Origin of the sequence: Neochlamydia sp. EPS4 (assembly GCF_000813665.1) — a bacterium.
GTDB lineage: Bacteria > Chlamydiota > Chlamydiia > Chlamydiales > Parachlamydiaceae > Neochlamydia.
The window spans coordinates 26,430-40,371 of record NZ_JSDQ01000048.1 but is presented as its reverse complement, the minus strand read 5'-3'; the positions used below and the strand labels follow the sequence as shown (position 1 = coordinate 40,371).

Annotated in this window: 8 protein-coding genes and 2 pseudogenes; 3 read left to right on the top strand and 7 right to left on the bottom strand. The window is 39.0% G+C overall.

Annotation, left to right across the window (positions count from 1 at the left end; translation table 11 throughout):
* Positions 1-67 precede the first annotated feature (67 nt).
* Positions 68-3,871 (top strand): tetratricopeptide repeat protein, encoded by a 3,804-nt coding sequence (locus DB42_RS10405; protein WP_052435989.1) that lies wholly within the window; start codon positions 68-70, stop codon positions 3,869-3,871.
* Positions 3,872-4,025: 154 nt separating this feature from the next.
* On the opposite strand, the pseudogene DB42_RS04690 reads toward DB42_RS10405, so the two are convergent.
* A pseudogene (locus tag DB42_RS04690) lies at positions 4,026-4,253 on the bottom strand (transposase); the annotation flags it as partial.
* 1 nt (position 4,254) lies between these two features.
* Here DB42_RS04690 and DB42_RS10865 point away from each other — a divergent pair.
* Positions 4,255-4,533: a transposase gene (locus tag DB42_RS10865; RefSeq protein WP_080502737.1), complete on the top strand. Its 279-nt coding sequence runs from the start codon at positions 4,255-4,257 to the stop codon at positions 4,531-4,533.
* A gap of 542 nt (positions 4,534-5,075) precedes the next feature.
* Here the strand turns inward: DB42_RS10865 and DB42_RS04685 are convergent.
* Both DB42_RS04685 and DB42_RS04680 read right to left on the bottom strand, forming a co-directional pair.
* A complete protein-coding gene (locus tag DB42_RS04685; protein ID WP_044881956.1) occupies positions 5,076-6,101 on the bottom strand; it encodes an IS630 family transposase in 1,026 nt (341 codons plus the stop codon).
* Positions 6,102-6,181: 80 nt separating this feature from the next.
* Positions 6,182-7,396: an IS701 family transposase gene (locus DB42_RS04680; RefSeq protein WP_044881955.1), complete on the bottom strand. Its 1,215-nt coding sequence runs from the start codon at positions 7,394-7,396 to the stop codon at positions 6,182-6,184.
* Positions 7,397-7,460: 64 nt separating this feature from the next.
* Here DB42_RS04680 and DB42_RS04675 point away from each other — a divergent pair.
* Positions 7,461-8,105: pseudogene (locus DB42_RS04675) on the top strand (integrase core domain-containing protein); the annotation flags it as partial.
* Between the two features lie 124 nt (positions 8,106-8,229).
* On the opposite strand, the gene pdeM reads toward DB42_RS04675, so the two are convergent.
* From pdeM to DB42_RS04655, 4 genes are read right to left on the bottom strand one after another with little or no spacing between them, the layout of a single operon-like run.
* Positions 8,230-8,871 (bottom strand): ligase-associated DNA damage response endonuclease PdeM, encoded by a 642-nt coding sequence (pdeM, locus tag DB42_RS04670; RefSeq protein ID WP_044881954.1) that lies wholly within the window; start codon positions 8,869-8,871, stop codon positions 8,230-8,232.
* Entirely contained in the window at positions 8,871-11,279 is a 2,409-nt protein-coding gene (locus DB42_RS04665; RefSeq protein WP_044881953.1) for a ligase-associated DNA damage response DEXH box helicase, read from the bottom strand. The genes pdeM and DB42_RS04665 overlap by 1 nt, the downstream gene beginning before the upstream one ends.
* Positions 11,269-12,861, bottom strand: a complete 1,593-nt coding sequence (locus DB42_RS04660; RefSeq protein ID WP_044881952.1) for an ATP-dependent DNA ligase — start codon at positions 12,859-12,861, stop codon at positions 11,269-11,271. The genes DB42_RS04665 and DB42_RS04660 overlap by 11 nt, the downstream gene beginning before the upstream one ends.
* Entirely contained in the window at positions 12,858-13,862 is a 1,005-nt protein-coding gene (locus tag DB42_RS04655; protein ID WP_044881951.1) for a ligase-associated DNA damage response exonuclease, read from the bottom strand. Before DB42_RS04655 ends, DB42_RS04660 begins: the two co-directional genes overlap by 4 nt.
* Positions 13,863-13,942: the final 80 nt, after the last annotated feature.

Below are 13,942 nucleotides of genomic sequence, written 5' to 3'. Positions count from 1 at the left end.
AATCTAACATTGCATGTAGATTGTAAAAAGAAGTAAAGCTAAATTTAGATAACAAGGTGGTAAGCACATGATCAGCATTAATCCGTGTATTTATTCTTATATATTTCCTGCCTTTGAGAATGAAGAGGAACATGCTAGGTATCCTACAAGAAGTGCCTATAAAGAGATTAGTTTAAGAATATTTAAAGAATTAGGGCTAAAAGATCTATGCCAAATCAGACTAGTCTGTAAAGAATGGAAGCAACTTATTGAAAGTAATCCTTTATCAGAAAAAGCTTATGCTCTAGCTTTAAAACTAGCTATTCAAAAAAAAGATTCTATCCGAGAAGCCCTTTATATAGAAAAATTAGGTGATATTTATGTGGATGAAAAGACAACTGACACGCTTCTACTATCTGTAGGACTTTACAATTATGTCCTACTTCTATGCCCGGAAAGCAAACAGGAAGCAATTAAGAAAAAACTTTTCAATGTTCAAACCCTACTTACTGAACTATGTGAAGGAAAGCCTTTATGCATTGAACAAATGATAAAGCAATTTGAAAGCAATCGTGGAGCTTTAAAAAAATTTAGAGAAAAGATAGAAGAGAAAATTCAAGCCTTACCAGAAACTCCTTTATCTCAACAAGTAAGAGAGCTTTACAAGGAAATCACCCAACAGATAAAAATTTTTTTTAATTCTCTTGTAGATCAAGCACAAGAAGTGCTAGGCCCTGCGCCGTGTGAGTACGCTATGCTAGGCTTCGGTTCGTTAGCTAGAGATGAAATGACCCCTTATTCTGATCTAGAATTTGGCATTCTTATACACGAAGATACTGCCAAAAACAGAAAGTACTTTAAGCGTCTGACTACTTTAATTCATTTGAGGGTTATCAATTTAGGAGAAACCATCCTTCCTGCTTTAAATATTCCTTGCTTAAAAGCCATAGATTTTTTTGATCGTATTACACCCCGTGGCTTTGCTTTTGATAATGAGGGAATGGGAAAAGCATGCAAAACTCCTTTTGGCAATCGACAGACATTTGAGCTGATTCAAACTCCTGAAAAAATGGCTCAATATATTGGTAAAGCTGAGGAAGGGAAGTGGTGGCATGAGAAAGAACCTTACCTTCCGTTGGAACTTTTAAACTTTACTCATTTGCTAGGAAATGATGAACTAACTCAGAAGTATAAACAAAAAGTTCAAGAAAAACTTAACACTCCTTATAAAAAAGGTACTAATCTTCGTCAGTACTTAGCTAAGCAACACCTTATGCTAGATGATATGAAAGCTTTTAACCCAGGAATGGGCGATATAGACAAGCATGGCATGCTTTTTAAAGTAAAAAATGACTTTTATCGCTTTCCTCATCTTGCTTTGAGCCGGCTAGCTCTTCTCAAAAAAATTTCAGCTTCCGATACTTTTACTAGGATTGATAAGCTAAGTGAGTTAGAGATCATAACAAAAGGAGCCACTGAAAGGTTAAGGGAATGGATGAGCCTAGCATTATTCATGCGTCTTAAAACTTATTCTCATTATCAGGCGCAACAGGAGATGATGAATCCTCTCCTTAAGCCCTTTGGATTTGAGGATCCAGATCTTATTGAAAAGCAGTTTGCTTTAGATCATCAAGCCTTAAAAAAAATAAAAAAAATCTATCGCATCTTTATTCCTTTTTATCAATCTTTCCAAGAATTTTTAGCAGGCAATGAAGAGCAACTTAGATCTTCTGATTTGGAGGATAATTCACCAAAAACGCGAGGAGATATATTCCGAAGGATTTTTCAAAATAGAAAAGCAGAAAAATGGTATCTGCGAGCAATAGAAGCAAATCCACAAGATTCAGAGGTTTTAAATGCTCTTGGAATCATTTACCTTGGGCAAGGGAAGTTAGGAAAGGCGGCAGAGTATAGCAATAAAGCGCTTGCCATTGACCTTAAGCTTATTGGGGAAAATCATTCCTCTGTAGCAAGAGACTACCACTATCTGGGAATGATTTATCAAAATCAAGGCAATTCAGAGCAGGCGGCTGAATATGCTAAGAAAGCGCTCGCTATCAATCTAAAGCTTTTTGGTGAAAATCATCCCGATGTGGCAAGGGATTATAACAACTTGGGAACAATTTATACAGAACAAGGCAATTTAGGAAAGGCAGCTGAGTACGTCAATAAAGCACTTACCATTGATCTTAAGCTTTTTGGGAAAAATCATCCCACGGTGGCAATCCGCTACGCTAATCTAGGAATAATTTATCAAGATCAAGGCGATTTAGAGCAGGCGGCTGAATATGCTAAGAAAGCCCTCGCTATCGATCTTAAGCTTTTTGGGGAAAATCATCCCAGGGTGGCAATCCGCTACGCTAATCTAGGAATAATTTATCAAAATCAAGGCGATTTAGAGCAGGCGGCTGAATATGCTAAGAAAGCCCTCGCTATCGATCTTAAGCTTTTTGGGGAAAATCATCCCGATGTGGCAAAAGATTATAACAACTTGGGAATGATTTACAAAGAACAAGGCAATTTAGAGCAGGCGGCTGAATATGCTAAGAAAGCCCTCACCATTGACTTTAAGCTTTTTGGTGAAAATCATCCCACGGTGGCAATCCGCTACGCTAATCTAGGAATAATTTATCAAGACCAAGGCAATTTAGAGCAGGCGGCTGAATATGCTAAGAAAGCCCTCGCCATTGACTTTGAGCTTTTTGGTGAAAATCATCCCACAATGGCAATCCGCTACGCTAACCTAGGAATGATTTATCAAAATCAAGGCGATTTAAAGCAGGCGGCTGAATATGCTAGGAAAGCTCTCGCCATTGACTTTGAGCTTTTTGGTGAAAATCATCCAGCCGTGGCAAAAGATTATAACAACCTGGGAATGATTTACAAAGAACAAGGCGATTTAAAGCAGGCGGCTGAATATGCTAAGAAAGCCCTCGCCATTGACTTTGAGCTTTTTGGTGAAAATCATCCCACAATGGCAATCCGCTACGCTAATCTAGGAATGATTTATCAAAATCAAGGCAATTTAGAGCAGGCGGTTGAATATGCTAGGAAAGCTCTCGCTATCAATCTAAAGCTTTTTGGTGAAAATCATCCAGCTATGGCAGGGGCTTATAACAACTTGGGAGTGATTTACAAAGAACAAAGCGATTTAAAGCAGGCGGCTGAATATGCTAAGAAAGCCCTCGTCATTGACCTTAATCTTTATGGTGAAAATCATCCCAGGGTGGCAAAAGATTATAACAACTTGGGGCAAATTTATCAAAATCAAGGCAATTTAGAGCAGGCGGCTGAATATGCCAAGAAAGCCCTCGTTATCGATCTAAAGCTTTTTGGTGAAAATCATCCAGCTATGGCAAGGGATTATAACAACTTGGGAATGATTCACAAAGAACAAGGCAATTTAGAGCAGGCCGCTGAATATGCTAAGAAAGCCTTCGCTATCAATCTAAAGCTTTTTGGTGAAAATCATCCAGCCGTGGCAAAAGATTATAACAACCTGGGGCAAATTTATCAAAATCAAGGCAATTTAGAGCAGGCGACTGAATATGCTAAGAAAGCCCTCGCCATTGACTTTAAGCTTTTTGGTGCAAATCATCCCGATGTGGCAAGAGATTACAATAACTTGGGAGTAATTTATTTAAGTCATAGAGATCTAAAACAGGCAATTAAGTATGCCAAGAAAGCCCTCGCTGTTAATCTTGAGCTTTTTGGTGAAAATCATCACGCCGTTGCAATAAATTACAACACTTTAGGAGCAATCTATCAACAAAAAAGAGATATAAGATCGGCGGTCAAATATACGCGAGAAGCACTTAGAATTGCCATCAAGTTGTATGGCATCCATCATCCACTTGTAAAATTAATACATGCCAATCTGCAACAAATGTGATTAGTCTTTTAAGAGATTCTGTGAAAAGATGTTCTTCAAAGTTTTACGCGGTAAAAGATATTTAATGATCAGAGTTTTGAGTTTTTTTAAGCTGCAATCAAGAACTCCTTTCTTGGCCAGAAAATCTCAAAGAAGGCTTTTTTGGATGGTGGCACTAACAATAAGCTGCTATTCCTGCCAATATATTGGCTAGAGCATCTCCTATGCTTCTATGACGAGTATGTTCAATTTGAGAGATATTTTTTAATTGATCGTTTACAGCTTCGATTATGGATCTTTTTCTTAGCAAAATTTTGTCTTGTAAAGACATTAACTTCTGCTTCATATTCGATCATAGGCTTGTCAATAGCTCTAAACCGCGATTAATAAGCTTTTGTTTAAGGATGGCAGTAGAAAAGTATGAAAAAACGGCTCCTAAGTTCGTAGAGTGGCTTGAAAACAATGTAGAAAAGGGGCTGACATTTTTTCAATTTTCTTTCCATCATCACGTAGAAATTCGAACTTCTAATATAATGGAGAGATTAAATCAGGAGATTAAGAGACGCACAAGAGTAGTAAGAGTGCTTCCAAATGAAGAATCATGCGAAAGATTGGTTACAGTAATGCTTCAGGAAATCCATGAGGATTGGATGAGTGATAAAGTATACTTAAAGATGAGATAGTGAGAACAAGAAAGATAAACAATATTTTTGCCTCTTAAGATTGTGAGTGTCAATTTTAATTGAGCCCCCTCACCTCAATGAAGGGGGGCTCATTAAAATTGATGCGAGAAGTCAAAAAAGGGCAAAGCACCTTAAAACCCACATTCCGCAGGTTAATTTCCATTGACCTATAATTTCTGAAATGAGGCTTGAGTCAAAACATAAGTTCCTACTCATTAAATAGTTAACCAATCATCCAGTAGTCATAATAGCTTTTGAATTATGATGGATTAATTAATTTATCATATTCCCTTATCTCTATTTCATTGCATAGTGTAAAAACAATCCTACGAGGGGAAAGTCCTCGCTACAATACTTTTTCATCTTTTATGTTTTCGCTTTATTTGCTTATGGAGGAACACGAATAGTACTACTTCGTTAGGTTTAAGAGGTATCAAAAAATAGCCTTTTAGATGAGTCATGAATAGCTTGGCAAAAAGGGCAAATAGTAATGCAAAATAAGCTGTTAATTATTACGGGAAGCACTAATAGTTTACACTTTTTCAAGCAACATATCTAGGATAGCAGCCCTTGACAAAGTTTTGGATGATATAAGGCCGTTTTTGCCTCATTTTAAGGTGTCTATTTAGCAGTCTTACCATCTGTGCTTTAGTATGAAGGCATTGCTTCCCAATGTGGGATTTTACAACTTGATTTAAAAATTCATCGGGATTTAGTTCTGGGCAATAACGTGGCAAATAGTACAAGCGAATATGCTCCTTGTTTTTTGTGAGCCAATCCTTAACTATTTTTGATTTGTGAGCACGATGCTGGTCAACAATCAAAAACACTTTCCTGTCACATTGTCGAATTATCCTTTTGAGAAATTTAAGAGAAATTTCAGATGTAAAATTCTCGTGAAACACCATAAAATTTAATTTTCCTAAATTAGTAAGAGCGGATATCATATTGCAAGAAAATCGATTTCCTGTTCGCTTCACAACTGGAGTTTTTCCCTTCAAACCATATGTGCTTCCCACGTTGTGGTCCGATCTTAAATCCATCTCATCACCCCAATAGATTGTTGCCTTTTCTTTTTTAGATAGCTTTTGGATCGATGGATATTCAATTTTAAACCAGTCTTCAATAGCTTTGGGGTTCTGTTCAATCGCACGGCGTGCAGGCTTTTGAGGGGAAAACCCCCAAGTTGCTAAATATCTTCCCACAGTCCACTTGGAAAGCTTAATGTTAAATTTATTCCATATTAGAAGCCCAACAGATTCACGGGTCCATAAGAAAAAAGGCAGCGACAATTGATCTGGGCAAGAATTCTTAATAAAATTCATTATTTGAGCACTTTGCCATGGTTGCAGCTTAGTACCTTTTGGACGCCCTCGCTTATGAATTATTAACCCTTGTTTACCTGATTCAGAATGCTTTTTTATCCAGTTATAGACGGCTTGACGGCTTACTCCCAAATGTTTGGAGATCTCAGTAGGATTTTTACCATTTAAAAACAACTCTACAGCTTTATGCCGAAGCTGTTGCTGAATGACTGGTGGTAATAAACGAGCATCTGAATATTTCATATGCTTTAAATATAGTTTTAAAGGTAGTAAGTGTCAACTAATTTGTACTCCTACTAATAATCTTCTTACTTGAGGCAGAGTCATTGAGATTTCTTTTTATCTTTTGCCTGGTATTTCAGTAAGGTTAAGAAGTTATAAGCCATAAAACATAACGTCAGATGATGATGGAGTCCTAGCCATGACCGCCCCTCAAAGTGATCTAATCCTAGCTCTTCTTTCATCTGCTGATAGCCTTGCTCGATTTTCCATCTCTCATGAATCCATTCTACCATACATGAGAGGGAAGTATCTTTTGAGGCATTGGAGACATAGTATTTATATTGATCGTTTCCTAACTTTTCCATGATTAACCATCTTTCAACCCCTGGTCTATAAAATGCCTTGGTGATCGTTTCTTTAACACGTATAGCCATTACTTCACTATATTTCTTCGATTGAAGGGTAAGTTTTACCTTTTGCCACTTACCTCCTTGCAGTATCAATTTTTTTAACCATTTCTTGGCAGAAAGGGGCTTAAAGTTTCTATCGGCTACTTCTGGATATTTTCTTGGCCTACCTTTAATATTCTTGGTAGGATTTAAAGGAATATCGATAGGCCAAAAGCTATGATTTTCAGGAATTTGAGCCACAAAGGTTAGCTGTCTTTTATCTAATTCTCCCAATAACTCTCGTTTTTCTCCATAACCGGCATCAAAAGCAAGCGCTTCATAGGGAAAATCTTTCTTAAGAATATCATCTAAAAGTTGTAAAGCAAGCTGCCATTTCTTTAAAAACTTGTATCTTGCCTTAGGAACTTTGGCTACCTGCATTCTTTTTTTACTTTTTGTCCAAGATTGGGGAAGGAATAATTCACCTAGGATAGGAAAATGCTCTTTACCTTTTTCACAGTAATGCCATGTGACGATTGATTGACAATTGGCAATTTTTCCTAAAGCTCCACAATACTGCCTGGCTACCCCTACTGAGAATTTTCCCTTTTTGGGTAGAGAAGTGTCGTCTAAAACAAGTACTCCTTTTTTACCCCCCATGCTTTGAGCCATATGCTGTGCCAGTTGTTGTTGCATCGCTGCATGGTCCCAAGGGCTTTGATTGACAAATTGTTGAATGGCTTGTTCATTTCCTCCAGGAAGTCTTTTTGCCATAGGTTCGATAGATTTTCTTTCTCCATCTAATATTAGTCCTGAAATGTATAATCTGCACCAGTGGACTCTTTCCGATCTTCCTAAGTTGGCTTTAAAAACGTTGATCCATTCATTAAGTTGCTCGCGAATGGAATTTAGTTGCTCTAGATCCATTGTCCCTCCTCAATTAATAAACCTTACCTACATTAATATCAGAAAGGCACTTAACGAGGTAGTACTAAAAGCCCTTGAAAAAGCCAATGAAGAAAAAGAAGCACATGGCGAAATTGAAACTGAACATCCAGGCTATTTATTATCTCAAGATACCTATTATGTAGGCACTATTAAAGGTGTGGGACGCATTTATCAACAGACAGTGATCGATACCTATTCTAAGGTAGCTTTTGTCAAACTATACGATAGAAAAAATGCATTGGTAGCAGCGGATATGCTGAATGACCAAGTCATTCCCTGGTTTGAAGAGCAAGATATTCGTGTTTTAAGAATATTGACCGATCGTGTTACAGAGTACTGCGGAGCAAGAGAGCATCATGAGTATGAACTTTATCTGGCCATTGAAGACATTGACCATTCTCGCACTAAAGCCAGGCATCCTCAAACCAATGGAATCTGCGAAAGGTTTCATCAGACCATCCAGAACGAATTTTATGCCACAGCTTTTAGGAAGAAAGTGTTTAAAAATGTTGAAGAATTACAAGAGGATGTGGATAAATGGATGAATGAGTATAATAACGAGAGAACACATACAGGAAAGTATTGTTTTGGCAAGACGCCTTTACAAACATTCTTAGATGCCAACCATCTTGCGCAAGAAAAGATGTTAGATAAGTTACAACTGACAGAAATAGTACCTGCCAGGTAACTCATGTCTGTCAGGTCAAGTGCTGTCTAGGACAACTGCCCGCTCAGATAAAAATCTAACGCGAAGCTCAAAAAAAAGATAAGGTACTATGCTAAGACAGCATGCGAGTATGAGCTTGCATACCTTATATTTCGACCACCTTTTTACCAGCAAGCGCAAAGATGCGATTGTCTGCATTCTTAGTGACAGTAGAGCCCCCTACAAAATCGCTAAAGGCTGGCAAAACAGCTAGAGAATCAGAAATTTGGAAGCAACGCAAATTTAGCTGATCGTGCCTACTTTTGAGTAAAATCTGGGGGTGAAGGTGTCCTGACCAAACAAAGTGATTTTCTAGGGTTATAGGAAAATGGTTAAAGTAAAAAGGTTTGATCGCCAAGTATTCTTGATGGACCTGTAATTTCCAGTTTGCCGGCATATAATTCTTTAACGCTTGATCGTGGTTGCCCAAGATAAGATCTACCGAGCAATTGATGGTAGAAAGCCACTCGCCAAATTTTGATTGCACACCTTCAGAAAGGCCATTTTGGGCGTGAATAAGATCGCCTACTACGATACAGCGTTGAGCGCCTGTATGCTCGATTATATTTTTAAGGTTGATTAAATCTTGATCCATAGCCCCTTCAGGTACAGCAACTCCTGCTCTTTGCATGGTGGCTGCTTTTCCAAGGTGAATATCAGCGACTATCAAAGCTTTATTCTCCTCCCAATAAGCAGCTCTTTGTGGTAACAATTGAATAGTCTGCTCGCGGATTTTGATCGCTATCATTATCTTTTCCAGCTACTTTTAATTTTCTCAATACGCTCTTCTAAAGTTTCATTGGTAAGATGACCACTCACTCTCTCAATATAGAGAGGCAGAGCAAAGGGGCTTAATTTTGGGGGGTGCGTAAGAATGATAAGGGAGGCGGACAATCTTTTCAACACTTGCAAAATTCTATTTAACTCAAATTGCTGATGGATTACCTCACTTTTTGCCTGTTGTATCAACAAATTCGAGGGGTCATATTTACTAAAAACTTCATAGAGCAAGCTACTACTCACCTGCACTTGACGATGGGTTTTATGTTTACCTGGATACCCTTGAAAAATAAGCCCTGAAATGCGGGCGATGTCTCGAAAAGAAGAGCGCGCTAACTCATGAAGATTGATAAGCGAGGTAATCTCTTCTTCAAGCTTATCAAAAGCAAATAAAGCATTATTTAAACTTTCTTCGTGGAAAGGCGCGCAGCTAAGAATTTCAAGGCCGTAATCGTTAGAACTTAAGGTAAACGTACCGGGGTTACTTTTAGATAAGCGGGAAGCAATAATATAAGCAAGCCCCTGATGGACAGCTTTGCCTTCAAAAGGATAAAAAAAAAGATGCCAGCCCTCTCGTGATTTTAAACTCTCGATAAGCATCTCATTTTCGTTGGGAATGGAGGAGAGCTTTTTTTGTATGGCAAGAATTTGCTCTAAAAAAGCATTTTCCGGATAGATCTCTTGAGAGGGGTTTAATGATTCCCTTAGCATTTTTCCTAAAGGAGCTGAAAAGGGAAGCCTGCCACCGCGCCATACGGCAGCAGTTTTAGGCACCCCTTTACTGAGGCGTACATAAGCTGTTAGGTCACGAAATTGAATAAGTTCTAAAAGACGTCCCCCGAATAAAAAACGATCGCCTTTTTTCAAGCTGGATAAAAAATTTTCTTCAATGATCCCTAAGGATTTTCCATTAGCCATCTTCACAGGAATATGAGGTTCAGAGGTGATCGTACCGATATTTAGACGATGGAACTGAATGATTTTTTTATCGACAACTTTATAAAGATCTTTTTCTATAATAAGCTTTTTGTATTCAGGATAGGCCGTTAGAGCTTTCCCTCCATGAATTAAAAACTCTAGGCAGCTATCGAACTCTTCTACGGTTAGATCTTTAAAAGCATAGGTCGTTTTAATCTCTTTAAACATTTCATTTTTATTAAATCCTCCACCAATCGCACAAGTCACTAAGTGCTGGATAAGAACATCAAATGTATGCGTCAAGGGTAGACGATTTTCAATCAGTTGGTGCTGTAAGGCTTTACGATAACTTTTCAATTCAGCAATCTCTAAAGCATGGGTAGGAACAATCAACAAGCGGCAAGGAGTAAGAGGACGGTGGGAGGAACGACCTGCTCTTTGCAATAAACGGGCAATACTTTTGGGCGATCCAACTTGAATCACTTGCTCGACAGGAGAAAAATCAATTCCTAAATCCAAAGAAGAAGTACACACTACGCATTTCAAGATCCCCTCTTTCAGACGTTGTTCAATGAGTTCTCTTTCTTTTTTATCGATAGAGCTGTGATGCAGGCCTATTAAATTTTTCCACTCGGGTTTAGCCTCCTCTATTGCTTGATACCAGCGCTCAGCTTGCGAGCGAGTATTGGTAAATATCAAGGTTGATTGGTGAGGAGACAGCTTAGCAAGGACATAGGGAAGCATGCCTAGACCCGACTTTCCTGCCCACGGCAGCTTTTCTACGCTACTCGGTAATAAAGTATCTAGGATAACTTCTCTTGGCATCTTAGTCACAATCAAAGAAGCTTTACGATCTATGCCTACACAAACCTGAGCGGCTTGCTCCAGATTGCCAAGCGTCGCTGTCAGCCCCCATATCCTTACACTTTCGCTCCAGCTTTTTAAATGCGCTATACAAAGTTCTAGTAAGACACCACGTTTTGTTCCCAAAAGTTCATGCCACTCATCGATAATAATGGCCTGTAAGTGGGCAAACTGCTGCTTGGCCTCTGCGTTGCTTATCACTAGCGCCAAACTTTCAGGGGTAATCAGCAAAATCTCCGGAGGATTTTTAGCTTGTTTAACTCTTCGGCTTGTCGTGGTGTCTCCTGTTCTTTTTTCTACTCGATAGGGAAGCTTAAGATCAAGGATAGGTTGTTGAAGCGCTAGTTGAATGTCACTAGCCAAGGCTCTTAAAGGGGTAATATAGAGAATTTGCACACCTTTAGCTCGATGATGATGCAGGTGGGATAAAGCGGCAAGGTAAGCGGCATAGGTCTTACCTGCCCCCGTAGGGACCGAAATTAACCCATCCTTTGCTTCAAAAAAGGCTTTCCAAGCTTCTTGCTGAAAGGCAAGAGGGCTCCATTCTTTTATTTTTAACCAATCCAGAATGAAAGCTAATTCTTTATTGCTCATTCAAAAATTCTAGCTTAATTTGTTGCAGGGTGTCGCATTCGGTAAAAGGTTTATCATTTCTCCAGCGAGCAATGCGAGGGAAACGTAGAGCAATCCCCGATTTATGCCTTTTAGAACTTTGGATGCCTTCAAAAGCTATTTCAAAAACTTGTTCAGCTTTCACTTTACGCACAGGACCAAATTTTTCTTCGGTGTTACGCCTAATCCATCGATCGAGCTTATCAATTTCTTGCTGAGATAATCCCGAATAGGCTTTAGTGATAGGAATCAGTTCCTGCTGATGCCACACGCCAAAAGTATAATCTGTATATAAATTTGCTCTTCTACCCGTACCCGCTTGAGCATAAAGAAGGACGGCATCGATGGTCATAGGATCTATTTTATATTTCCACCAATTTCCTCTTTGCCTCCCTGTACCATAGGGAGAGTTTAAGCGCTTAAGCATAATCCCTTCGGTTAAAGTATGCTTAGCCATTAAGCGTTTTTCATGGATCTGTTCCCATGCGTTAAAAGCAATGAGAGGAGAGATTAGAAATTTCGGATGAATTTCTGCTAATCCTTCTAAAATCTTACGCCGATTGATTAAAGCTTCTTTTCGAAGGTCTACACCGTTGTATTCTAAAAGATCATAAATCATAAATACGACAGGAGCTTCTTTTTGAATAGCTTTGGAAGGTGCTTTTCTTCCTAGCCTTTTTTGTAATACCCCGAAGGATAAAGGGTTTTCATTCTCATAAGCAAGGATTTCGCCATCTAGCACTGTTCCGTGGGGGAATTTTTGGATTCCTTCTAGGATCTCAGGAAATTGATCGGAGATAAGCTCATTACCACGCGACCAAATGGCTGCTGCTTTTTCTCTAAAAACAACTTGCGCGCGGATACCATCCCATTTCCATTCTGCCTGCCATTCATGGGGATGGACCAAAGCTTCCAAGTTACCTTCCAAAGGCGAAGCTAGGTAAAAAGGGTAAGGGTTTAAATAGTTATTTTTTTCTTCAACAACCCTTAAGTTATCAAAAAAATTGGCAGTAGGCTGCCAATGACCCATGACGCGTTGACTTAGCACTTCTTTCGGTACCTGAAGAGCTTGGCTTACAGCTTTAATAGCCGATAGCTGGGAAACACCGATGCGAAAGCCGCCTGTAAGAATTTTATTAAAGATAAAAATTTCTTTTTTACTGAGGCTCTTCCAAATTTCTACAACCGCACTTTTTTGTTCTTCCTCTTTCTTGGACTTTAAAGGTAGAATAAGGTTTTCCATCCAGGCAGACAAAGGCAAATCAATCAAATGATTTTTAGTGTAAGATTGCTCTAATAATAAAGATATTGTTTCGGCAGTATCCCCTACTGAAGCATAGGATTCTTCAATCAGCCAGGCTGGCAACTGGGTAATTTCTCCACACCAGGTGAGCAAAGTCTTAGAGCCTATTAACCTTTTTAACCTATGTCCACTTAAGAAAAATAATGCCCAGGCGCCATCTTCGGAAGGAACTTTTTTAAAGTATTCTTCCATATAGCGTAGCTTTTCATTAGTTGATGAAGTTTGATCAATCAGATCAAACAATTCCGTAAAATTTTTCAATCGATCTCTTCCTCTAACACATCTAATCCTCTTAATTCCCTAGCATCCACATGCAGCTGCTCACGCAAATATTTTGCTAATACATCGGTGTTCCCATGGGTAGTTAACACAACTTTAGCTTGGCTCTGCTTAATCGTTTGTATTAATCCTTCCCAATCCGCATGATCGGATAGCACAAATCCTTGGTCCATGCCTTTCCTTTTACGGGCTCCCCTTACCAGCATCCATCCAGAAGCTGCTGCTGCACGAAAGTGAGGAAAACGTTTTAACCAAGGTGAGCCTGCGGCAGAAGGAGGCGCTAAAATCAGATCTTTTGAGAATGTATAGCCTTTTGGTTGTTCACTACAGGCGATAAAGGGCAGCATCTCAATCCTCTTTTCTGCATAGATTTTCGTCAATGGTATCATAGCTCCATGCAAATAGGCGGGTTGGTCTGTAAAAGACTTTAATAAAGAGAGGATACGTTGGGCTTTTCCTAATGAATAGGAATAAATAATGGAAGGGTGATTGTTGGCTTTGTTTTGTTCCCACCACTCAAACATCTCCTTAGCTATTCCCAAACTATCTTGCCAGCGATAGATAGGCAAGCCAAAGGTAGATTCAGTGACAAATATATCGCATTCTAATGTTTCAAAGGGCTGACAAGTGGGATCTAAAGCTCTTTTATAATCGCCGGAGATAACGGTAACGGTGCTACTTGTTTCTATACGTATTTGCGAAGAGCCTAGAATATGACCTGCCGGATGAAGCGATACCCAACAATCTTTTATTTTTATCTTTTCACCATAGGAAAGCACCTGTAACGAAATATGACTTCCTAATCTATGTAGCAGTAAATCTTTAGAATCTTTTGAAGCGATATAATGTTGATGGCCGCGATACGCGTGGTCTCCATGGGCATGGGTAATGATAGATAAGGGCACGGGCTTCCATGCATCAATATAAAATTGCCCAGGGCAACAATATAATCCCTCCCGTCTCACTTCTAAGGGAATTTTCATTTAGACCTTTGCCAGTAAATAAATTTAACGTGCAAAAGCTTCTTTGCTGGCATCTACGGCTTTCTTATCTAACCCACGAT